We start from the raw sequence: 23,555 nt of genomic DNA on the forward strand, positions 1-23,555 counted from the left end.
CCTCTAACGATTTAATACAAACTGCTGTTTAATTTAACTTTTTTTTAACCTGCAAGATAAAGAAAAAGCGCCTAGCGGCGCTTTATGATTCTCTTTTTTGACTCTGTATTTGGCCTATATTAAAACCAGTACAGTAGCGCTAAATTAGTGTGCTTGTTCCCAGTTATCACCTTCGTCAGCTTCAACAATAAGTGGTACATCTAACTGCGCCGCTTGTGACATCAGCTCACAAATCTGTTTGGTATATTGCTCAGTACATTCTGTTTTAATCTCAAATACCAATTCATCGTGTACCTGCATGAGCAGCTTAACTGTATTAGGTGCTTGCTGATTAACCCAAGCATGCACGCTTAACATCGCTTTTTTAATAATATCAGCCGCAGTGCCTTGCATCGGTGCATTAATTGCTGCGCGCTCAGCGCCTTTGCGACGAGCGCCATTGCGCGCATTTATTTCTGGTAAATGTAAGCGACGGCCAAAAATTGTTTCTACATAGCCATTTTCGGCCGCTTTCTCACGCGTTGTTTCCATGTATTCTAAAACACCTGGAAAACGCTCAAAATATTTATCAATATAATGCTGCGCTTCATGGCGTGGTACATCAAGTTGACGTGCTAAGCCAAATGCTGACATGCCATAAATTAAGCCAAAGTTTACCGCTTTAGCTTTACGGCGCATATCTGATGTTACCTCTTCAAGCTCAACCCCAAATACTTCAGCAGCCGTGGCACTGTGAACATCTAAGCCATTAGCAAATGCGCTTAGTAATCCCTTATCTTGCGAGAGATGCGCCATAATACGCAGTTCTATTTGGCTGTAATCGGCAGCCACAATTTTATACCCATCTGCGGCAATAAACGCTTCACGAATACGACGCCCTTCCTCTGAACGAATAGGAATATTTTGTAAATTAGGATCGCTTGAGCTTAATCGACCTGTTGCTGTTACCGCTTGGTGATAAGAAGTATGCACTCGCTGCGTGCGTTCATTGACTATCAAGGGTAACTTATCGGTGTAGGTTGATTTGAGCTTAGATAAACCACGATGCTCAATAATCACTTTAGGCAATGGGTAATCATGCGCTAACTCTTGTAGTACTTCTTCTGCTGTAGAGGGCGCGCCTTTAGGTGTTTTTTTGATAACGGGCAATTCGAGCTTTTCAAATAACAGCACCTGTAGTTGCTTTGGTGAGCTTAAGTTAAACGGTTCGCCCGCGATTTCAAACGCTTCTTTTTCAAGCTCAAGTAATCGCTCACCTAAACGTTGGCTATGCGTGGCCAACATGTTGCTGTCGATAGCAACACCGGTGCGCTCAATATCAGAAATAACACTTACTAGTGGCATTTCTATATCTTCAAACACCGATTTTAGTTTTTCATCCGCTTCAAGTTTCGGCCATAACACTTGGTGCAAACGCAAAGTAATATCGGCATCTTCAGCGGCATAAGGCGCTGCTTTTTCAAGTTCTATTTGATTAAATGTAAGCTGCTTTTTACCTTTACCTGCAATATCTTCAAAGCTAATATTTTTGTGGCCTAAATATTTAAGCGCCAACGAGTCCATATCATGACGGGTGCCTACGCTATTAAATACATAAGACTCCAACATAGTGTCGAACTTAATACCATTTAATTCATAGCCTGCATTGGCAAGCACGCTTTTATCGTATTTTAGATTTTGACCTACTTTAGCTTTATTTTCGTCTGCTAATATCGGCCCCAACTTTTGCATCACAAATTCAAGGCTTAACTGCTCGGGCGCACCGGGGTAATCGTGTGCTATTGGTAAATAAGCCGCTTCCCCTGCTTTAACCGCAAAGCTCATACCGACCAATTGCGCTTTCATATACTCTAAACTGGTTGTTTCTGTATCAAAAGCAAATAGCTCAGCTTCATTAAGCTGTTCTATTAATGTCTCAAATTGGGCCTCAGTTAAAATAGTTTCATAGTGCGCATCTTCAACTTTTGGCAGCTCATTCTCTTGCGTTGGGACTGCTAAATGTGTGTCGGCATCTTTTGGGTTGTCTAGCAATTCAGCTAGCCAACGACGAAACTCACATTCACCGTATAAGGCAATTAATTCGTCTTTATTCGGTGTTTGTAATTTAAAAGTATCAAGATCAGATTCAACCTCAACATCACATTTAATAGTGGCAAGCTCATAGCTTAACGGTAAATGATCAATCGCTTTTGCCAGTTTCTCGCCTATTTTACCTTTTATATCAGAAGCATTATCAATTACGCCCTGAAGCGATCCGTACTTTTGTAACCATTTAACCGCTGTTTTAGGTCCACAACCCTCAACGCCAGGAATATTATCTACTTTGTCGCCCATTAAAGCTAAATAGTCGATAATAAGTTCAGGTCCAACACCAAACTTTTCAACCACAGTTTCGGGATCTGAAATGCTGTCGGTCATGGTATTAATCAAGGTTACATGCTCATTGACCAACTGCGCCATATCTTTATCACCAGTCGATACCAGCACATGACGTTGTTGCTCAGAGGCAATCCGTGCAAAAGTACCGATTACGTCATCGGCTTCCACGCCCTCAATACTAATTAACGGAAAACCCATTGCTTTGATAATACTGTGCAGCGGCGCTATTTGAGTACGCAGATCATCAGGCATTGGCGGACGGTTCGCTTTATACTCACTGTACATATCATTTCTGAAGGTTTTACCTTTGGCGTCAAATACCACCACCATATGTGAGGGATCATATTGTTTGATTAAACTTTTAAGCATGTTTACCACGCCATAAATGGCACCGGTGGCCTCACCCTTAGAGTTGGTTAGATGTGGTGGTGAATGATAAGCACGAAACAAATATGAAGAGCCATCAACTAAAATAAGCGGGTTTTCGGGGATCTGAGCCATGGTAAAATTGGATCCTAAATACAAAAAAGTAATATGAGTGTAAGCATGCCATAAGGCAGTAAATAAAACGACTGTGAATTAATGTGAGTAATCGCGCTACATTTTTAGTAAGTTGTGGATAACTATGTAGATAACACCCACAAGCAATTCATCCGAAGCACCTTGAAATGCCTAGATTAATTTGTAATTTATTGTTTTGTTTAAAAAAAGATAATTCGAGGTTCTTTTTTATTATTTTTTTATTAATGTGGAAAAAGCATTTATACCGTCACTGATTTTATAACCCACCTTAATTATTTACGTCCATTTAAATAACTGGATGAGCATTCTAGCATAATGGATCAAAGATCATAGCGATCCTTTATAATTTTTTTCATGGCTACTAATCACTAAATGGCATATAGCGCATAACAACGTGCTTTGCGCCTAAAAAACGAGCAAATAAATTTTTAAATCGGCTGATTCATCGTGTTAAACTTTATTTAAGAGACTTTAATGGAGCGAAATGATATGAAAAATATAGCTGTAATTTTAGCAGGTTGTGGTGTGTTTGATGGTAGTGAAATTAATGAGGTGGTACTGACTTTATTACACATTGAAAAAAATAATGCTCAGTATCAGTGCTTTGCACCTGATATAGAGCAGTACCACACCATTAATCACATCACTGGTGAAGAAATAGCACAGCCGCGAAATGTATTAGTTGAATCAGCTCGCATCACCCGTGGCAATATAAAGTCACTCGCTGAATTAGACGTTACACAATTTGATGCACTCATTGTCCCTGGGGGCTTCGGGGTAGCTAAAAATCTATCTGACTTTGCTATTAATGGCACTAACGCTAAAGTAAACGAGGCAGTACTTAGCGCTTGTAAAGCGTTTGCGGATGCAAAAAAAGCCACGGGTTACATGTGTATTGCACCGGCTCTATTGCCTTTTATTTATCATAAACCTCAGCTTACTATTGGTAATGATAGCGACACAGCCGAGGCTCTTAGCACATTAGGCGCTGAACACGTAGAGTGTAAAGTGGATGATATTGTTATTGATAAAAGCAATAAACTCGTTACGACACCGGCCTATATGTTGGCACAGTCTATTATGGATGCAGATGCAGGAATCGATAAGTTAGTGCGTAACGTATTAGCTATGAGTTAGTCGTAAGGGCTTTGATCGCATTAAAGGCGTGATGATCCCGTTTTATAATTTAACTATGCGCTAAACCATGTAATTTTATTGAGTTAAGACAATCATTAGTCGTATTTCTAAATAAAATCGACTCTGAGCATTTTATAAATGACTTAGTGGAGTTATAATTGGTTTAAATTCCGTCATTTAAAATCGTGATTGATCACGTTCAAATTGAAGTGGGCAAGGCAAAATGAAAAAACTATCAGCTGCAGCATTACTTGTGCTAGCAACCACCGCATACGCACAGCCATATGATAACTCTATGACTGAAGATGCAATTAAAAAACGTTTAGCGCCTATCGGTGCTGTTTACCTTGAAGGTGAAAAAGTAGCGGTTGCTGCACCAACAGGGCCTCGTTCAGGCGAGCAAGTATATCAAGCGGCCTGTTTTGCTTGTCATGGTACAGGTGCTTTAGGCGCTCCTAAATCAGCTGACGATTGGGCTCCTCGTATTGCTAAAGGAAAAGATACCTTATTAGATCATGCAATCAACGGCTTCAATGCAATGCCGCCACGTGGTACATGTATGGATTGTTCTGATGATGAAATAAGCGCAGCAATCGACTTTATGACTGCTAAATAAAATCAGTCAGGCTAAAACTATAAATGAAAGGCTTACTCACAGTAAGCCTTTTTTGTTTCTAATTATCGATTTTTCGCAGCATAATTAAGATAAATATCTACTTGACGCAAAATGTTAAAAGTGGAACTATAATGATTAATAACTATACAAAAAATTATAACTGGTTAAACATCATTGGAAGATAAACTCATTGTACCGAGTAGCGTAGTGCGCCAAAATAAACGACTAAAAGCACTATTGAAAAAGTACAAACATGCCTACCACCTCCACAATGCCCTGATACAGCTATCAGAGCAAGCAAGTACTGTTGCCGAATTAACCTTACTTTACCCAGCTATTCATGACATTTTACAAAAGTATGTCCCGAGTAAAAGCTTTTATGTGGTGCTTGTTGAGCCGCAATCACAACAGTTGGAACTGTCTTATTTTTCTGATGAAAAAGATGGAATTTCTGTACCACTTAATCGGGAGAATAATTTTGAAGAAGGCGCAACGGGTTATGTGTTTAAGCAAGGAAAGACCACTTATTTCACTAAGCAACAAATGCATGATGCTGCACAGCAAGGCTTATTTAAAGCATTAGGTACACCTGCAGAACACTGGGTAGGCGTTCCAGTTTATCAAGAAAAAAATATTATTGGCGTATTAGCAGCGCAAAGTTACGACACTGAGCAAGGTTATAGTTCGCAACAAATAAACCTACTTGAAGCAATGTCACTTTATTTAGCGACAGCTATTGAACGCGTTAAGAAACGAGAGTTGCTCGAATCAGAAGTAAAACTAAGAACCCGTGCATTAACGCAAAGCAATGATGCTTTAAATGTTGAAATACAACAGCGAAAAAGCGCCCTGCAACGCCAGCAAATATTATTTAAAATTTCAGAGCTGACAACTCAAGCTAAAAACCTAGATGATGCTTATTTTCAAATACACGAAATAATAAAAACCATCACTTACGCAAAAAATCTTTATATTGCCTTGTATGATAAAGAAACGGGCTGGATTAGTTTTCCTTACAGTGTTGACGAATTTCAAGGCAGCACCCAACCAAGGCGCTTTGCAAAAGGGTACAGTGAGCTGGTGATCAGCACCGAAGAAACACAAATAATTCACCCGCAAAGAGCACAAGAGTTATTAGATAGTGGCATTGTAGAGCGTGAAAAACCAATTGATGAATCTAGAAGAGCCACCAGCTGGCTTGGCGCTCCGCTAAAAACATCGCAAGGAGTTATAGGTTTAATTGTTTGCCAAGCTTATAATAATGAACACCTTTTCACACAAGATGATGCAGAACTCATAACCTTTGTATCGCATCAAATTGCCACGGTATTACAAACAAAATTAGCCTCACAGGCGCTGAAAAAGAGCCACCAAGAGCTCGCTTCTCGAGTAAACGAAAAAACCAAAGAGCTAAGCCAAGCAAATTTGCATTTACAGATGCAAATTGATGAGCGTAAAAAAATAGAGCAGCAGCTGTATCACGATGCGCACCATGACTCATTAACAAGCTTGCCTAATCGTAATTTATTTTTAACGCAGCTAGAAAAAACGCTACAGTTTTACCAACGTCACCCTGATGAGCACTTTGCGGTACTGTTTATTGACCTTGATAAATTTAAAGATATAAACGACCAGCTTGGGCACCATGCCGGAGACGAATTTTTAATTAGCGTGGGTCAGTTGTTCTCTCAATGTATCCGTGAGCATGATTTATTAGCACGCTTAGGGGGAGATGAATTTGTAATTTTACTCACTCATTTAACCGAGCCAAACCAAGCTGAAGATGTTGCAAATCGAATCATCAACATCATGCGAAAACCTTTTTGTACAAAAGGTATTTGTGTGCAAAGCGGCGCGAGTATTGGTATCACTTATTCAAAACAAAGCTATAAACATACAGATGAAATTATTAGAGATGCTGATGCCGCAATGTATTACGCTAAAAACTCTGGTAAAAATCGCTTCGAATTATTTCACCCGTTACTCACAGAGCCAATGCTGCAACATGAGTCACAAACATTGCACCATCTTGATGTATTACCTATGACGTTTCGTAGCTCAGATATTATTTCTATGGATGAGCATTATCAATATGCCTCATTATTTGAAGCGTTTGGTGAACACCCTGTACTTGGCTTTACTAGTTTTGATATTTTAAAGAAATTTGCAAGTGATAAAGAACAGCATATAAAAGTAGAACTCCAACTGATTTTACAAGCGTATCAACAAGCGAAAGACTCTGAAATAAGCGTTGCTCTTCTGCCTTGCTCAAGTCTGCTTTTAGAAAAGCATGAGTTCTCTTTATTAACTGCTGCACTAAAGCAGCCATTAAACATTGATCCACTTTGTTTGTTGTTTGATGATCAAGAATTACGTTACGCCAGTGCGCTGCAACTAGAAAACTTAAAACAGCTTAAAGCGCTGGGCTACTCTATTGGTCTAAATAATTTCGCAAAGGATAAATGCGAGCTTAATTTAGTGACCGAGATAGAATTTGATTACTTACTATTAAGCTCCACTTTCAGTAAACGAATATTGCAGCAGGAATGCTATGACTTGCAGCTACAAGGTTTGCTGGCTATCACTAAACTTAAACACATTAAAGTGATTGCTAAAGGCCCGTCAATATTAAACTTCAGAGCCCTTTTAGATAAGCATGGCTTGAACTTGTTTGTTGCCAAACAGCACCCACTTAAAAGCGCGATACGTTCAACACTTATAAGCTCAGAATCAAAATAACGCTAAACACATGCTATTGTGGTTTTTTTAGCATTGCCCTTAAATTTGCAACCCGAGCTTGGCCTTTTTCCATGCGTTCAGCTTGAGTATTAGGCGCTTTTTTGTTTTCAAAGGCTAAGTCATCTTGTGGTAGCTCTTGCACAAACCGGCTGAGCTCCGTTTGCGATGTTTCACCAAATTGACGACGAATTTTAGCATACGTTAAGGTTAGCTCTTGCTGCGCGCGGGTAATACCTACATAGGCAAGGCGGCGCTCTTCATCTACATTATCCTCATCAATGCTTACTTGGTGTGGTAATAGCCCCTCTTCCATGCCTACCATAAATACATAAGGGTACTCGAGTCCCTTTGAAGCATGCAGCGTAAGTAATTGTACTGCATCTGCTTCATCTTCTTCCTCGTTACGCTCTAGCATATCGCGCAGGGTCAATTTACTAACCACTTCAGCTAACGTCATTGGCGGATTATCGGCATCGCCAGTCAGCATATCGGTGATCCAACGGTACAGCTCCGAGACATTTTTCATCCGCATTTCGGCGGCTTTGGCACTCGGTGATGATTCATATAAATAGGCTTCATAATTAATATTTCGCACTAAATCTTTGACCGCTTCTAAGGTATCGCTGCGTACTGCGTTATCCGACAGCTCAACCACCCAACGGGCAAACCCAGCTAACGCATTAAAACCACGTCCTTTTAGTCTGTATCCTAAGTCGTTATCAAAACAGGTGGCAAACAAGCTTTGATGTTTTTCATTGGCTAAGGTGCCTAGTTTTTCAAGCGTCACCGTGCCTATTTCACGCCGTGGCGTATTCACGATTCTTAAAAAGGCATTGTCATCATCTTGGTTCACTAAAAGACGTAAGTAAGCCATGATATCTTTAATTTCAGAACGTGAAAAAAACGACATCCCGCCGCTAATTTTATAAGGTATACGGTTACTCATTAACGACTTTTCAAAACCACGCGCTTGGTGATTACCCCGGTACAAAATCGCGTAATCTTTATAGCTGGTGCGCTTCATAAACTTATGAGAAATAATCTCTGCAACCACACGCTCAGACTCATGCTCTTCATCGCGACAACCAATGACTTTAATTTGCTCACCATAGCCAAGTTCACTAAAGAGCTTTTTTTCAAACTCATGGGGGTTATTTGCAATTAATATATTAGCCGCTTTAAGAATGCGCCCTGCACTACGGTAATTTTGCTCTAGTTTTATTAATCTTAATCCTGGATAGTCTTTACTTAATAGCACCAAGTTTTGTGGGCGAGCACCACGCCAAGAGTAAATTGACTGATCGTCATCTCCTACCACAGTAAAGCGTGCACGTTCACCAACCAGCAATTTTACTAATTGGTATTGGCTGGTATTAGTATCTTGGTATTCATCCACCAGTAAATACCGAAAACGCTGCTGCCAACGTTCACGTGAAGTGGCGTTACTGCTTAAAAGCAGCGTGGGGATCATAATTAAATCATCAAAGTCGAGTGCATTATAAGCGCGAAGTTGGTTTTGATAGCGTGCGTACAATTGAGCGAACAAGGCTTTTTGTGGCTCTCTGGCTTCGCGAATAGCTTGCTCTGGTAAAATGAGTTCATTCTTCCAGCTACCAATTTGCATTTTAAGTAGATTAAGTAAGTCTTTGTCTTTTTTAAGCTCATCTTCGGTTAAATCACCGAGTAGTTGATTCGTATCTTGGTCGTCAAACAGCGAAAAACCAGGCTTAAAACCCAGTGTTTTTAACTCTTTTTTGATGATTTCAAGCCCGAGTGTATGAAATGTAGAGACCCATAAACCTTTAGACTCTTGCTTTCCTAAGGTTTGCAAAACCCGCTCGCGCATTTCTTTAGCCGCTTTATTGGTAAAGGTAACCGCCGCAATATTACGCGCTTGATACTCACACTTCTGTACTAAGTAAGCAATTTTGTTGGTGATAACTCGTGTTTTACCCGAGCCTGCGCCAGCTAATACTAAGCAAGGACCACTAATGTACTTTACCGCTTCATCTTGTTTAGGATTGAGTTTCATAACGACCAGCTGATTGCAAAAAGACGGGCAATTTTAACGTAATCACTACAATACGCCTAGCCAATAAGGTAATATTAGTTATTATCATTTTAGGCAACAGGCAAGGGACGACTATGATTAACCCAGCAAAACTTGAAGAAATTGCGAAACAGATCACTAATAACATGCCACAAGGTGTAAAAAACCTGGCTGATACACTTGAAGGTAAAACCAAGCAAGTGTTACAAAATAAGCTTGCCGAAATGGACTTTGTAAGCCGTGAAGAGTTTGATATTCAAAGCCAAGTGCTGATCCGCACCCGTGAAAAGCTAACTGAATTAGAAGCAAAAGTAGCGATACTTGAACAGCAATTATCGGCAAAAACAGACGCAGAATAATAAATATAACGCCATAGACGAACCTGCTTTATGGCGCTAATCACTCAGTTATTCAAATAGCTCGTCGAGCACATAGTAACCCGTTGCTTGTTGCTGCTCTATGCTCACCCTTAGCAATTTATTAGCTACTTGCTCACCGGTTATTGGTCTATACCGTTTGAAGATGCCAAAACGCGTTAACAGTGGCAGTACCACCTCACCTAACTTTTCTGCAATTCTAAGCTCTGATCGCTCGCCGACTAACAAAGACGGTTGCAATATACTCAAGCGCGAAAAACCAAGCTGCTTTACCTGCTGCTCAAGTTCCCCTTTGATTTTTAGGTAACGGCTCATGCTATGCGCATTTGCGCCACTTGATGACACCAAACAATAATGAGGAACACCGTTATTGGCCGCCATTTGCGCACAAATAAATTGGTATTCAAAATCAACTTTACGCTGTGCTGCTGCGCTTCCAGCTTGCTTTAACGTGGTGCCTAAGCAGGAAAAAAACACGTCACCTTTGAATAACTCAACGTAATGTGTCAGGTTCTCAAAATCAATAACATGGCTAGTTAATTTAGGATGAGAAAAGTCTAATTGGCGGCGCGATAAGCTCACTACTTTCGTATAGCAAGGAGATGCTAACAGCTGTTGTAATAACTGGCTGCCCACTAAGCCGGTACTGCCGATTATTAACGCCGTTTTAGCCATATTAAGCGTGACTACCCGCTGACTTGTTCAGTACATGGTGTACTGCCTTTTTATAGCTAGTGCATTCTTCTTCAGCGCAGCTAACTACCGACTCTAAATCATGCAGGTGACCGTTTTCTAATCCATATACCCAGCCATGCACTGTGAGCTCTTGACCTCGTAACCAAGCATCTTGAACAATGCTAGTGCGCGATACGTTACGCACTTGCTCAATCACATTAAGCTCAATTAAACGATCAAGACGCTGTTTTTCTGGTAGAGCATTAAGTTGCTCTAAATGCTTTTCTTTTACATCACCAACATGGCGTAGCCAGTTATCAATAAAGCCAAAGCGATCTTCGTTTAATACCGCTTGTACACCACCACAACCGTAGTGGCCAACAACCATAATATGTTTAACTTTTAATACTTCAACCGCATACTGCATAACCGATAAGCAATTATGATCTGTGTGCACTACCACGTTGGCAACATTACGATGCACAAACAATTCACCTGGTAATAAATCAACAATTTGATTAGCAGGAACTCGTGAGTCAGAACAACCAATCCATAAATATTCTGGATTTTGTTGCATCGATAAAATTTTAAAAAATTCGGGATTAGCTTCGCTCGTTCTAGATGCCCAGCGTTTATTATTTTCTAGTAGGTTATTTAAATTTCTCATTACATCTCTTTTAGGTCGAGGGCGTTAAACTGGCTAAAATTAAAATATTACGGGGTGTTAATTGCTTCTCACAAAATGTACTAACACTGACGTTATAGCCTTGCTGTTGCAAATATAAAGCACGATCGAGCACAAGCCAAACTTCTATTGCTCTTCTAAACACATGTCGAACCAGTTCAACTCGCTCGGTTATCTTTTTTCGCGCCTGCCCAATCAATAAAAATTTATTGTAATCAATATCTTTTGGCAGTTTTAAGGCTTTTTTATCTGCCGCCCACTTACAAAATGATTCAAACGAATCTGAAAATATTGCTTTATTCACTGAGGGCACACTAACATACGCCAACTCACCGGTGAGTGACTTTCTTAAAGCATCAAACCCGAGTCGCCACTCAACTTCTGTTTTTCGTACTTTGCCCACTCGCGATGGAGCCGTGACGGTTTCTTGCAAGGCGAGTTTTAAATCTCGATGAGTTAAATTAAGCGCACTTCGCTTCGCCTGTTCGCTCATTGCTTGATAATTATTCTCGGTAAACAAGTGATAGCAACAAGGTGAAAAACTAATTTGTGTTACTTTGGCCGCACTGGCTTGATGCATAAAAGTTTGATGTAACGCACCGCAGGCATGTAAAGCAACGGCATGGGTTTGTGGGTTAAAAAAATCCTGAGTGTTATCTGTGAGTACATCAGCTTGGCTAAATTGCATAGCAAGCCCCTGTTGCTGCGCACTTTTTTGTCCTTGCTCACATAAGTGAGATTGTAGCTCAATACTGTGCACGCTCGGCGCACCATTAAAAGCTAACATTCGTCCTAAATGGCCTTTGCCTGCACACCACTCTAAAATAGGCTGATCATTGGCAGGTAGCGCACCAACAAAGTCTTGTAGCTGTGTAAACTTTCGTCCTTTAATACCGTTACTAATCCAAAACGGATAATCCGTTCGACTGCTTGTTATGACAGGGAGTGAAGCTAATTGGCTTAATTGCTCAATACCGGGTATGTAAGGTGAAAAAAACTGATAAAGTTGCGCTTGATCAGTATCTAACTCAGCAACGTCCAGATCAGTTAAAGCAGTTAGGGGGTCGTGTAACTCAGGCCACGGTAAACAGTCAAAATCAAACGCAGTACATTGCCAATACGAGCGCGTATTCATCAGTAACGAATCGAGGGCAGTAAATTGCTCAGTTAAGGTCATAACAGCTTAAAATATTAAAAAGGCAATAAATTATACCAGTACACTCGCGCCTAATTAAGCGGTTATTTTTTTAACCTCGCAGAGCAAGGGGATTACTTAACTTTCCCACCTTTTCTATTGGTTAAATTAGCCATTAGCGTGCTTTGAACATTAACCGTAAATAAAGGGGAATAGAAATAATACTAATAATAATGGCCGCAATCAGCATCCAAGAAAGCTGCAACGTTTCTTGTTTTTTATATTTATAAATAAAATCGGCTTTTACTTCGTCAAACTTTGTTTGGTCAATCTCATATAAATCAGCAATTAAACGCCATTTGGCCATCGACATATTACCCACATTGGTGCTTGGCGGCGCAATATAGTCTTTTAGCACTTCGGCCTCATAAGCTAATTGATGAAAACTACGTTCAGGGGCATAAAACTGCTGAGTAATGGCGATGGCTTCATCCATATTCATTACCGCATAACGCCACCCTTTTAAACTCGCTTGGTAAAACTTTTCTACCGTATCGGGGTGGTACTTAATCATGTTATCACTGGTAAATAAAATATCTGCGTATACGTCCATACCATAACGTTGTGGACATATAAGTCGATGAGCAATACCTTGCTGATCCATATAATAAGGTAAGTCGGTAACATAGACTTCGATGGCATCTATTTTATTTTCCATCCATGCTTTTTGTAATTTATCGCCTTTGTATATAGCCAACTTTTCGGTATTTATACCGCTGCGCTTGAGCATAGTTAACAACTCAGAATTGCTCTCTTTACTCACTTCACTTACACGTTTATTGACAAAATCACGGGCATGAAAAATATCAGAACTTTCTTTGACCATCCAGCAATAAGGAGAAAACTGTAATATGGCAGCCATGGCGACAAAGGGTTTACCTGCAATACGCTGCTGTAAAATACCAGAATGCGCAACCCCAAACTGGGCTTCACCACGCTCTACCGCGCCAAAACTATTGGGTCGTTTTTGATCTGCAGGCACAATAGTAACGTCTAAACCGGCCTCATCATAATACCCTTTTTGCTGAGCCATATAATAGCCCGCAAATTGAAATTGATGTGTCCACTTTAATTGTAGTGTGACTGATTCCTGCGCCATTAACTGGCTACAAAAAAGGCAGGCGCTAATTATCATTCCTTTAAGTAACAAAGAGAGTTTCCAAAAAACGTAGTGATTAACGTAACTATATGTAAAGCAGCTGATAAAGCAAGCATCCACAGAAGATGCCTGCTTAAAATAGGATTATGCTAAGGCGAGCTTTTCAAGCTTTTCTGCTTGAGGTTGTGTGGTTAAAAACTGGGTGAAACACGGGTTATGGGTTTCGTCTTGAACACTGTAACCTAGGCGGTTTAAGTGCTCATTAAACATCTCATATTGACTTGGCTCAATAGCAAAACCTGCCAATACATTACCCGTTGAACCGCCATGATTACGGTAGTGAAATAAAGTGATATTCCAATTACTACCCAGTGTATCTAAAAAGCGCGCTAATGCACCTGGGTACTCTGGAAACTCAAACCGCAGTAAGCGTTCATGTAGCTGCTCTGGCGCTTTACCACCAACCATATAGCGTACATGCAGTTTTGCTAATTCGTTATCTGACAAGTCGCAAAACGAATAGCCATTATCGGTTAGGCTTTGTTTAAGCTCCTCAAGTTCTGCTAATCCTTGGCGCAGTGCAATACCAACAAAAATTTGCGCCTCGCCAGGCCCCGCATATCGGTAGTTAAATTCGGTAATAGCGCGCCCACCTAAAGAGGCACAAAACTGTTTAAAGCTACCGCGTTTTTCATCAATTGTTACCGCTAATAATGCTTCGTTCTTCTCACCCAATGCAGTACGTTCAGCTACATAGCGTAAGCGATCAAAATTTAAATTAGCACCAGACAAAATAGCCGCTAAGTTTAACCCCTTTAAACCCGACTGCTGAGACCATTTTTTAAGCCCTGCAGTTGCAAGTGCGCCTGAAGGTTCGGCAATAGCACGGGTTGATACAAAAATATCTTGCATGGCAGCACATATTTCATCATCTGACACGGTCACCACTTCATCGCAAAACTTTTGCGCCAGTCTAAATGTTTCGCTACCAATTATTTTTACGGCAACACCATCGGCAAAGCTTCCTACTCTTTCTAGCTCTACAGGCTCTCCCGCTTCCATGGCAGCTTTTAAACAAGCGCTTTCATTAGCCTCGACCCCAATCACTTTGATATCTGGGCGCAGCGATTTAATGTATACCGCCATACCCGCCAGCAATCCGCCGCCGCCAACAGGAATAAATACCACGTCTAAGTCGTTCAGCTGTTGCATTAGTTCACGGGCAACTGTGCCTTGACCAACAATGACATCGGGGTCATCAAATGGAGGGACAAATACGCCGTTTCGCTGCTCAGTTAATTCAAGCGCATACGCCTTTGCGGCATCAAATTGATGACCATGTAACACGACTTCCCCACCCAATGCCCTTACCGCATTAACCTTAATTTCAGGCGTCGTTACGGGCATAACAATGGTGGCTTTATGCCCTAGGTGTGAAGCACTCAGCGCCACCCCTTGAGCATGATTGCCTGCCGATGCGGTTATCACGACCGAGCCCTTTGGCAGCTTATTTAATTTATTAAAAGCACCGCGTAATTTAAACGAGTACACCGGTTGCTGATCTTCACGCTTTAACCAAACATGATTACCTAATCGTGCACTCAATTCGGCCATTTCACTCACCTCAGTCACCTTAGCTAAAGGCTCCATATTGGCTTGGATAATAGCGCGAAAATAATCGAGTTCTTGAGAAACCATACCTAACTAAGCTCCTCCAGTTTGGCTAAATCACGCACCGCACCTTTATCAGCACTGGTTGCAAGTAGCGCATACGCTTTAAGCGCAGATGACACATAACGATCGCGGTTAAGCGGCTTATAAGCTTGTTTACCACGAGCCAATTGTTTTTGCCTGCGAGCTTCGAGTTTCTCATCGCTTAATGCTAAAGTGATTTCTCGAGTAGCGATATCGATGATAATTTTATCGCCATTTTCAACATAAGCTATCGCGCCACCGCTGGCTGCCTCGGGAGACACATGGCCAATTGATAAACCTGACGTACCACCCGAGAAGCGACCATCGGTGATCAAGGCACATTTTTCAGCCAAGCCTTTTGATTTTAAGTAGCTGGTTGGGTATAGCATTTCTTGCATGCCTGGGCCGCCTTTAGGGCCTTCGTAACGAATTACAACTACATCGCCGGCTTTTACTTCGCCATTTAAAATCCCTTCTACAGAGTCATCTTGAGACTCATAAACAACAGCAGTGCCTTCAAAGTGCAGCATTTCATCGACAACGCCGGCACTTTTAACAATACAGCCATCAACCGCTAAGTTACCTGAAAGTACCGCCAGACCGCCATCTTGACGAAATGCATGTTCAACACTGCGAATACAACCATGTTCACGGTCATTATCCCCTTCGTCCCAACGGCAATCTTGGCTCATGGCTTTAGTAGTACGAATACCAGCGGGACCCGCGCGGTAAAACTTTCGCGCCACTTCGTTATTAGGATCCGTTGCATCCCATTTTTTTACCAGCTCACCCATGGTCATGCCGGCAACATGATTAACCGATAAATCAACCAAGCCGGCTTTACCAAGCTCGCGTACTATGGCCATCATGCCACCAGCGCGGTGTACGTCTTCAATATGGTATTGCGCGGTAGCTGGGGCAACTTTACATAAAAACGGGGTTTTACGTGAAAGTTCATCAATGTGTGACATATCAAAATCAACGCCAGCTTCTTGTGCCGCTGCGAGTAAATGTAATACCGTATTTGATGAGCCGCCCATGGCAATATCAACCACCATAGAGTTCATAAATGCGGTTTTATTAGCGATGGCACGAGGCAGTACGTCTTGGTTATCTTTTTGGTAATACTCGCGGCATAAATCAACGATGCGAGCACCTGCTTCAACATACAATTGTTTACGGTCTTTGTGGGTCGCAAGCGTGGTACCGTTACCCGGCAGCGCAAGGCCTATTGCTTCTAATAAACAGTTCATTGAGTTGGCAGTAAACATCCCTGAACACGACCCACAGGTAGGGCATGCAGAGCGTTCAACTTGCTCTGAGTCGGCATCACTTACCGATTCATCGGCACCTTTAACCATGGCATCTACTAAATCGAGTTTAATATCGATATTGGCTAATTTAGTTTTACCCGCTTCCATAGGGCCACCCGATACAAAAATAACCGGTATATTTAAACGCAGCGCCGCTAACATCATCCCAGGGGTGATTTTGTCGCAGTTTGAGATACAAATCATCGCATCAGCACAATGGCCATTGACCATGTACTCTACCGAGTCGGCTATTAAATCGCGCGATGGCAGTGAATAAAGCATACCGCCGTGCCCCATGGCAATACCGTCATCTATGGCGATGGTATTAAATTCTTTTGGAACACCGCCCGCTTGGGTGATGGTTTCAGCCATTAGTTCACTGAGCTGATTAAGATGCACATGCCCCGGCACAAATTGTGTAAATGAGTTAACCACAGCAATAATTGGTTTACCAAAGTCGGTGTCGGTCATGCCTGTTGCACGCCATAATGCTCTTGCGCCTGCGCGTTTACGTCCTTCAGTAGTCGTTGCACTTCTTAATTTAGCCATAGTTACCTCAGTATTTGCCGCAATAAATGCGGGCATTCCTCATTCTTAAAATTGATGAGTAACCACGTGAACAGTTACTCGTAAAATCTGTTAAATTTTTTGTTATACAGCTTGTTGCTGTAAGCTTTGTAGCGTTACATGTTTCACATCAACCAATTTATTTAGTTGACTGGTAAGCAAATAAATTGGTTTATCGCTATCAACCGTCATGGCCATATTATATTGGCCATCGTCCATATTGAGCTGCAAGTGAGTTAAATCAAAACCACGATGACGCACGACACGTAAAAAGCGCTCGATTGCGACACTTTGGCTTTTTAAGGCAATAGTTAAACTATGTTTCATTGTGCTTTCTCCGTCATCATTTCATCGTTAGCAGCCCCAGGTGGAACAAGTGGCCATACGTTTTCTTTATCATCAATACAAGCATGAACAATGTAAGGCCCATCACTATTTAATAAGGCTGTAATTGCATCATCCACTTGGTTGGCATGAGTAATCGTTTGCCCCGCAATACCAAAAACAGCCGCTAGCTGCACAAAGTCAGGGTTATCTGACAAGTTAGTTTCGCTATAGCGCCCTTCAAAAAATAACTCCTGCCATTGGCGTACCATGCCTAAACGCTGGTTATCAAGTATCAGTATTTTTACTGGTAAATTATTACGACGAATAGTGGCAAGCTCTTGGATATTCATCATGATTGAGCCATCACCTGATACGGTGATCACAAAGTCATCTTTTCTCGCTATTTGTGCGCCGATTGCCGCAGGTAAACCAAATCCCATGGTGCCTGCACCGCCACTGCTTAAGTGGTTGCATGGATGGTTAAATTTCATATGCTGCGCAACCCACATTTGGTGCTGACCCACATCGCAGCAAACAACACTGGTGCTTGGCATACGCTGGCTTAGTTGATTAAGTAAATAAGGGGCAAATACTTTTTCACCAGGATAGTCGTAGCGCCATGCATGCTTAACCATCATTTGTTTATTATGATCGCACCACGCTTTTGGCGTAACGACGCACTCAAGGGCGGGAAGTGAGGTTTTTAAATCAGCAATTAAAGAAGCCTTTGCGGGTTTACGTTTACCGACCTCGGCTGCATCTATGTCTAAATGAATCACGTTTGCTTTTGCAGCAAACTTAGCTAAGTTGCCTGTTACACGGTCATCAAAGCGAGCACCAATACACACTAATACATCACATTCTTGCACCGCTAAATTAGCGGCTTGACCACCATGCATACCTAGCATGCCTAAATCATATTCGTAATCAGGTAATACACTGCCCAATGCTTTAAGGGTTGAAACCGCAGGCATCTGCGTTTTATTTAAAAATTGCATTAATTCATTTTGCGCATCAGCGGCATGAACGCCCCCACCAACATACGCTACGGGTTGCTTGGCTTCACTGAGTAATTGATTGGCGATAGCAACTTGGTTTAAATTAAGTTGCGGTAAGTATTCATCTGCCGCTAACCAAGGTTTAAAAGGCACCTGCGCCATTTGAATGTCTTTGGGGATATCAACTAAAACGGGGCCTGGACGGCCGCTTTGTGCTAAATGCATCGCTTCTTGTAATATTTCGGCTAAATCTTCTGCTCGCTCAACCATGTAACTGTGTTTAGTACACGAAAGCGACATGCCAAGCACGTCAATTTCCTGAAAAGCATCAGAGCCAATAGCGGCGGTTGGTACTTGCCCTGTAATAGCAAGTAAAGGCACTGAGTCCATCATGGCATCTGCCAATGCGGTAATTAAATTAGTAGCTCCAGGGCCTGATGTTGCCAAGCACACACCTAAACGTCCAGTACTGCGTGCATAGCCCACGGCGGCAAACCCTGCACCTTGCTCATGACGAGTAAGATAATGTTTTACAGGCGCACCATACAAGGCATCGTAAATGGGCATAATAGCACCACCTGGGTAGCCAAATACTTCATCTACGCCGTGTTTGGCGAGTAAATCGATTGTTAGTTCTGCGCCTGTCATTAGTAAATCCTCATTCCTGTGTGACAACCCATTAAAAATTTAACTCTAAAACTAAAAAGCCCCCCGGACGGTTAAGTGCGGAGGGCTTTTCAATGCTTAGTTTTTTAAAGCACTACGAAGCCCTCGCGGGAATAATCACCACGATAATAATCAGGACTAGGTTAAGTGCATTTTTAAGCATAAAATTCAGTACCATTTAAGATTTAGTCATTGCGAACATCTTGTTTCGCTGTCTTTTTATATTAGTACCGCGCTCAGGGCGGTAAGTCAACACCAAATTCAATTCAAAATAATTATAAAAACACGCTTACTCAGGTTTTAAAATTCAATTAAACCAGGTTAAATAGATTTTTTATCCCTTCATTTCAACTCAGGAAATTCACTATTCTTATAACACTGAATTCTGGTTTGATTAATTTTTAGTAAGCCACCTCATTTTTATCTAACAAAATTAAAATAAATCGATTTCTTAAGAGTTTCTTAAGTCTGGCAGCCTAGCATAACAACGTTCACGAAAAAGAGGCGTGTTATGAACCCAACTTTCAAACTCAGTAAGCAACCGCAAGAAAATACTAAAAAACGCTTTTATTTTAATTGCAGTGCTAATGCATTCATTATTTTTATGGCTTGTTATTACGGCTTAGTTATTAATATTCCATTTATGCATGGTGCGTTTAGCGCTATTACCTCGTTGCACACATTTTCATGGCTATTTTTGTTTTCTGTGCCGTTACTACTGATTTGTTTGCTAATCATATTCTTTTCAGTGGTTTCTATTCGGGGAATACTAAAACCCATTAACTACTTGCTGCTAGTGCTCTCGAGTGCGGCGTTATATGGCTCATTGAACTATGGTGTGGTGTTTGATTATTCCATGATACAAAACACCGTCGAAACTGACTCTAGTGAAGCGTTAAGCTATTTAAACCTGCAACTTGTTGGCTTTTTACTGCTTTTTGCCGCATTACCTGTCTTTATTTTGAGTAGAATAAAAATAAACTGCGCTCGCCCATACAAAGAAGTTATTAGCCGTCTTAAACTGCTTTTAGCAAGCTTTGCACTGATTGCATTAGTGGTCGTTAACTTTTACGCCGATTACGCGGCAACGGGTCGTAATAACCGTATTCTTAAAAAAGAAATTATTCCATTTCAATATCTCTCTAGTGGCTACAAATACGCCCGTGACCAGTTACTTTATAGCGATATTGAATTTAAAAATATTGATACCACGCCAACTTTAGCATCGCCAAGCACAACACGAGTTACTGTTATCGTGGTTGGTGAAACCGCTCGAGCTGAAAATTTTTCCTACCAAGGCTATGAGCGTAATACCAACCAATACACGCAAAAACATAATGTCACTTATTTCGATAACGTATCGTCGTGTGGCACGGCCACAGCAGTGTCAGTACCATGTATGTTTTCACTGCAAACTCATGCCAATTTTTCTCGTTTAGACAGTGATAACCAGCAAAACGTAATTGATTTGATACAACAAGCAGGCGCAGATGTCTTGTGGGTTGATAATAACAGTGGCTGTAAAAACGTCTGCACGCGCGTACCTACCATTAATATTGATACCAAAGCATCTGAACTATGTGATGGTAAATACTGTTTTGATGAAGCGTTACTAGCCCCTTTAAAGTACAAGCTTGCCAATTTGAGTCAGGCTAATACGGTTATAGTGCTGCATATGATGGGTTCACATGGCCCTACTTACTTTAAGCGCTACCCTGAAAAATTTAAACAGTTTAGTCCAACCTGCGACCGCAGCGATATTCAAAACTGTAGCGCTGAAGAACTGGTTAACACCTACGATAATACAATTGCTTATAGTGATTTTATCAACGCTCAAGTTATTGAACAGTTAAAGGCACTGCCAGCTAATATTGATAAGCAGTTACTGTATGTGTCAGACCATGGCGAGTCGCTCGGTGAAAATGGCGCATACTTACATGGCTTTCCCTATGCATTTGCACCAACAGCTCAAACCCATGTGCCTCTTTACATCTGGGCTGATGAGCATAATCAGCGCATTACAGCCAAGTGTCTAAACAACTTAAATAGCACTTTAGCGCAATCACACGATGCTATTTTTCATACCCTTTTAAGCTTAACCGGTGTTGCGAGTAAAACCTACCAAACCTCTGAAGATTTACTCGCGTCATGTCAAACGATTAACCATAGCGAAACTAAAATATGAATAATAAAACCGTTATAAAACGCCAAGGCCTAATGCGCCTAATTTTTACCTTAAGCCATACATTTAACGGCCTAAAATGGATGAGCCGATTTGAGGCTGCTTTTCAGCAAGAGTTGGTTTTATTTAGTTTGCTAGGCGTATTTGCCTGCTTGCAAGAAATTACTTTAAGTAGCAAATTAATCTTGATTGCCAGCTTATTGTTTGTGTTATTTGCTGAGTTGGTCAATACCGCAGTCGAAGTGGTGGTTGATCGCATCGGTAGCGAATATCATGAACTATCAGGCCTAGCTAAAGATATTGCATCCGCCAGTGTCTTTATCGCCATGCTTATTGCTATTTTAGTTTGGTGGTCTGTGCTATGGACTTAATCAGTAGCACTAAAAAAGTACTGGGGCCATTGTGGGTTTTAGCGGTATTTTTTTTCGCACTCCTATGCTTGCTAACTTTTGCGCGATTAGGTTTAAGTTTGTGGCAAAGTGGCCGTGTATTTACCGAAGGCGCCTGGCACTTTGTTTTTGTAGGCGGTTTACGTGTTGATATAGCAACATTATGCTACATCATAACCCCCGCTTTGTTACTAACACTTGCAGCACATGCTCTCAAATTAACTGCTTATATTCGAGGAGTCGTAAAGTGGTATTTAGTAATAATGGCTGCAATGTTAGTGTTTTTTGAGGTTATTACACCCACGTTTATTAACGAATACGACTTACGCCCTAATCGCCTATTTATTGAATACCTTATTTATCCTAAAGAAGTCTCTAAAATGATTTTTTCAGGTTACAAACTCGAAGTCCTCTTCGCTGTTTTAGCGCTCGTTTTCACCATTAAATTTGCTAACAAAATTCTTACTCAGCAATGGCAAAACCGCTCGTCCCTAGGGGCAATAAAACTATCACTATTAGCTGTTATTATATGTAGCCTAACACTGTTAGGCGCTCGAAATTCATTAGGCCATCGTCCATTAAACCCCGCTATGGTGGCATTTTCGACCGACCACTTGCTGAATGACCTCACGCTTAATTCATCATATAGCGTAGCATTTGCGTTAAAACAGCTCTCCAATGAGCAATCAAGTCAGGCATATTATGGCAAGGTCCCTCAAGAGGAGTTACTCGCCACAGTACGCAGTACCATGCAAAATCCTCAAGCAATATTTAATAATCCAAATGCCCCTACCCGCACTTTTCATCAGGCAAGCTACCAAGGTAAAAAGAAAAACCTGGTTATTATTCTGCAAGAAAGCTTGGGCGCTCGTTATGTAGGTACCTTAGGTGGCTTACCCTTAACGCCTAATATAGATGCACTTTATCAACAGGGCTGGGGATTTGATAACTTATACGCTACCGGCACTCGCTCTGTACGCGGTATTGAAGCAGTTATAACCGGTTTTACACCGACTCCCTCACGCGCGGTTGTAAAACTCGATAAATCACAACGTGACTTTTTTACCTTGGCTAGTTTTTTAGCAAAGCAGGACTACCATACTCAGTTTATTTATGGTGGAGAAAGTCACTTTGACAACATGCGTAGCTTCTTTTTGGGTAACGGCTTTAGTGATATTGTTGATAGTGAAAGCTTCGATAACATTAACTTTAATGGTTCATGGGGCGCATCTGACGAAGATTTATTTACTCAAGCAGATAAAGAGCTGAATAAATTACAACAACAGCAAAAGCCATTTTTTAGTCTGATTTTTAGTAGTTCTAATCATAGCCCTTATGAATTTCCGGACGGTAAAATAGCCCTGTTTGAGCAACCAAAGCAAAGCCGTAATAACGCAGCTAAATATGCAGATTATGCCCTAGGCACATTCATTGAAAAGGCGAAAAAGTCATCTTACTGGGACGATACTGTGTTTATAGTGATTGCTGATCACGACTCACGCGTGTCTGGTTCCAGCCTTGTACCTATTGATCACTTTAGAATTCCTGCGGTTATTTTTGGAAACGGTATTAAGCCCAAACGCGATCATCAATTAGCCAGTCAGCTGGATATTCCTACCACCTTACTGTCGCTTATTGGCGCCAGCGGTGAACACCCAATGATTGGTCACGATCTCACTCGCCCTGTGGCCAAAAATAAGCAGCGTGCAATGATGCAGTACGATAAAAACTTTGCTTACATGCAAAATGATAACGTTGTTATTTTGCAGCCAGATAAACCGGCAACCACCTATATTTATAAAAATAAGCAATTACACCCCAAACATAACGATAGCGCACTCATCAAGCAAGCTCGTGCGCTGGCTAATTATGGCAACATGGCCTACAGCAATAATTGGTATCAATAACACCGAAAAATGCCTGATTGATTAATCAGGCATTTTT

General features: G+C 41.3%; 17 protein-coding genes. 7 read left to right on the plus strand and 10 right to left on the minus strand.

The features are described from left to right. Positions 1–144: 144 nt before the first annotated feature. Positions 145–2,880 (minus strand): DNA polymerase I, encoded by a 2,736-nt coding sequence (gene polA / locus QL986_RS07900; protein WP_013463873.1) that lies wholly within the window; start codon positions 2,878–2,880, stop codon positions 145–147. Positions 2,881–3,390: 510 nt separating this feature from the next. Here polA and elbB point away from each other — a divergent pair. From elbB to QL986_RS07915, 3 genes are all read left to right on the plus strand, one after another. Beyond that, positions 3,391–4,038 carry an isoprenoid biosynthesis glyoxalase ElbB gene (gene elbB, locus QL986_RS07905; RefSeq protein ID WP_028834474.1) on the plus strand — a complete coding sequence of 216 codons (648 nt, stop codon included), beginning with the start codon at positions 3,391–3,393 and terminating at the stop codon, positions 4,036–4,038. A gap of 223 nt (positions 4,039–4,261) precedes the next feature. Beyond that, positions 4,262–4,654: a cytochrome c5 family protein gene (locus QL986_RS07910; RefSeq protein WP_016899314.1), complete on the plus strand. Its 393-nt coding sequence runs from the start codon at positions 4,262–4,264 to the stop codon at positions 4,652–4,654. A 174-nt stretch (positions 4,655–4,828) separates the two neighbouring features. Next, positions 4,829–7,393 (plus strand): diguanylate cyclase, encoded by a 2,565-nt coding sequence (locus tag QL986_RS07915; RefSeq protein WP_013463870.1) that lies wholly within the window; start codon positions 4,829–4,831, stop codon positions 7,391–7,393. 13 nt (positions 7,394–7,406) lie between these two features. Here QL986_RS07915 and rep read toward each other — a convergent pair whose 3' ends face one another. Continuing rightward, complete coding sequence (rep, locus tag QL986_RS07920) at positions 7,407–9,425, minus strand: DNA helicase Rep (protein WP_016899315.1); 2,019 nt, start codon at positions 9,423–9,425, stop codon at positions 7,407–7,409. 113 nt (positions 9,426–9,538) lie between these two features. Between rep and QL986_RS07925 the strand changes: the two genes are divergently transcribed. Next, entirely contained in the window at positions 9,539–9,802 is a 264-nt protein-coding gene (locus QL986_RS07925) for an accessory factor UbiK family protein (protein ID WP_008112735.1), read from the plus strand. Positions 9,803–9,850: 48 nt separating this feature from the next. Here the strand turns inward: QL986_RS07925 and QL986_RS07930 are convergent, their stop codons facing one another. The 8 genes from QL986_RS07930 to ilvG all read right to left on the minus strand — a co-directional run bounded on the left by QL986_RS07930 (position 9,851) and on the right by ilvG (position 19,022). Beyond that, the gene (locus QL986_RS07930) at positions 9,851–10,495 is read right to left on the minus strand and encodes an NAD(P)H-binding protein (protein ID WP_028834472.1); all 645 of its coding nucleotides are present in this window, start codon (positions 10,493–10,495) and stop codon (positions 9,851–9,853) included. A gap of 1 nt (position 10,496) precedes the next feature. Further along, complete coding sequence (gene can / locus QL986_RS07935) at positions 10,497–11,162, minus strand: carbonate dehydratase (protein WP_024602124.1); 666 nt, start codon at positions 11,160–11,162, stop codon at positions 10,497–10,499. Positions 11,163–11,172: 10 nt separating this feature from the next. After that, entirely contained in the window at positions 11,173–12,357 is a 1,185-nt protein-coding gene (locus QL986_RS07940; RefSeq protein WP_096038095.1) for a methyltransferase, read from the minus strand. A gap of 133 nt (positions 12,358–12,490) precedes the next feature. Continuing rightward, a complete protein-coding gene (locus tag QL986_RS07945) occupies positions 12,491–13,474 on the minus strand; it encodes an ABC transporter substrate-binding protein (protein WP_033104328.1) in 984 nt (327 codons plus the stop codon). A gap of 144 nt (positions 13,475–13,618) precedes the next feature. Next, complete coding sequence (gene ilvA, locus QL986_RS07950) at positions 13,619–15,172, minus strand: threonine ammonia-lyase, biosynthetic (RefSeq protein WP_013463863.1); 1,554 nt, start codon at positions 15,170–15,172, stop codon at positions 13,619–13,621. Between the two features lie 2 nt (positions 15,173–15,174). Then, on the minus strand, positions 15,175–17,031 hold the full coding sequence (gene ilvD / locus QL986_RS07955; protein WP_036955949.1) for a dihydroxy-acid dehydratase: 1,857 nt from the start codon (positions 17,029–17,031) through the stop codon (positions 15,175–15,177). Positions 17,032–17,133: 102 nt separating this feature from the next. Then, positions 17,134–17,376: an acetolactate synthase 2 small subunit gene (gene ilvM / locus QL986_RS07960; RefSeq protein WP_028834467.1), complete on the minus strand. Its 243-nt coding sequence runs from the start codon at positions 17,374–17,376 to the stop codon at positions 17,134–17,136. Beyond that, entirely contained in the window at positions 17,373–19,022 is a 1,650-nt protein-coding gene (ilvG, locus tag QL986_RS07965; protein ID WP_024602119.1) for an acetolactate synthase 2 catalytic subunit, read from the minus strand. The genes ilvM and ilvG overlap by 4 nt, the downstream gene beginning before the upstream one ends. Before the next feature lie 529 nt (positions 19,023–19,551). On the opposite strand from ilvG, the gene QL986_RS07970 reads away from it, so the two are divergent. From QL986_RS07970 to QL986_RS07980, 3 genes are read left to right on the plus strand one after another with little or no spacing between them, the layout of a single operon-like run. Beyond that, positions 19,552–21,225 carry a phosphoethanolamine--lipid A transferase gene (locus QL986_RS07970; protein WP_096038094.1) on the plus strand — a complete coding sequence of 558 codons (1,674 nt, stop codon included), beginning with the start codon at positions 19,552–19,554 and terminating at the stop codon, positions 21,223–21,225. Continuing rightward, the gene (locus QL986_RS07975) at positions 21,222–21,593 is read left to right on the plus strand and encodes a diacylglycerol kinase (RefSeq protein WP_008112748.1); all 372 of its coding nucleotides are present in this window, start codon (positions 21,222–21,224) and stop codon (positions 21,591–21,593) included. Before QL986_RS07970 ends, QL986_RS07975 begins: the two co-directional genes overlap by 4 nt. Further along, the gene (locus QL986_RS07980; RefSeq protein WP_013463858.1) at positions 21,584–23,518 is read left to right on the plus strand and encodes an LTA synthase family protein; all 1,935 of its coding nucleotides are present in this window, start codon (positions 21,584–21,586) and stop codon (positions 23,516–23,518) included. Before QL986_RS07975 ends, QL986_RS07980 begins: the two co-directional genes overlap by 10 nt. The last annotated feature ends 37 nt before the right edge of the window (positions 23,519–23,555 follow it).

The sequence above is a fragment of the Pseudoalteromonas sp. APC 3250 genome (assembly GCF_030407915.1).
Lineage (GTDB): Bacteria > Pseudomonadota > Gammaproteobacteria > Enterobacterales > Alteromonadaceae > Pseudoalteromonas > Pseudoalteromonas tetraodonis.

Bases quoted from the DNA above. Each gene is read 5' to 3' on its own strand.
- polA (WP_013463873.1), bottom strand. From the start codon at position 2,880: ATGGCTCAGATCCCCGAAAACCCGCTTATTTTAGTTGATGGCTCTTCA.
- elbB (WP_028834474.1), top strand. From the start codon at position 3,391: ATGAAAAATATAGCTGTAATTTTAGCAGGTTGTGGTGTGTTTGATGGT.
- QL986_RS07910 (WP_016899314.1), top strand. From the start codon at position 4,262: ATGAAAAAACTATCAGCTGCAGCATTACTTGTGCTAGCAACCACCGCA.
- rep (WP_016899315.1), bottom strand. From the start codon at position 9,425: ATGAAACTCAATCCTAAACAAGATGAAGCGGTAAAGTACATTAGTGGT.
- QL986_RS07925 (WP_008112735.1), top strand. From the start codon at position 9,539: ATGATTAACCCAGCAAAACTTGAAGAAATTGCGAAACAGATCACTAAT.
- QL986_RS07930 (WP_028834472.1), bottom strand. From the start codon at position 10,495: ATGGCTAAAACGGCGTTAATAATCGGCAGTACCGGCTTAGTGGGCAGC.
- can (WP_024602124.1), bottom strand. From the start codon at position 11,162: ATGAGAAATTTAAATAACCTACTAGAAAATAATAAACGCTGGGCATCT.
- QL986_RS07940 (WP_096038095.1), bottom strand. From the start codon at position 12,357: ATGACCTTAACTGAGCAATTTACTGCCCTCGATTCGTTACTGATGAAT.
- QL986_RS07945 (WP_033104328.1), bottom strand. From the start codon at position 13,474: ATGGCGCAGGAATCAGTCACACTACAATTAAAGTGGACACATCAATTT.
- ilvA (WP_013463863.1), bottom strand. From the start codon at position 15,172: ATGGTTTCTCAAGAACTCGATTATTTTCGCGCTATTATCCAAGCCAAT.
- ilvD (WP_036955949.1), bottom strand. From the start codon at position 17,031: ATGGCTAAATTAAGAAGTGCAACGACTACTGAAGGACGTAAACGCGCA.
- ilvM (WP_028834467.1), bottom strand. From the start codon at position 17,376: ATGAAACATAGTTTAACTATTGCCTTAAAAAGCCAAAGTGTCGCAATC.
- ilvG (WP_024602119.1), bottom strand. From the start codon at position 19,022: ATGACAGGCGCAGAACTAACAATCGATTTACTCGCCAAACACGGCGTA.
- QL986_RS07970 (WP_096038094.1), top strand. From the start codon at position 19,552: ATGAACCCAACTTTCAAACTCAGTAAGCAACCGCAAGAAAATACTAAA.
- QL986_RS07975 (WP_008112748.1), top strand. From the start codon at position 21,222: ATGAATAATAAAACCGTTATAAAACGCCAAGGCCTAATGCGCCTAATT.
- QL986_RS07980 (WP_013463858.1), top strand. From the start codon at position 21,584: ATGGACTTAATCAGTAGCACTAAAAAAGTACTGGGGCCATTGTGGGTT.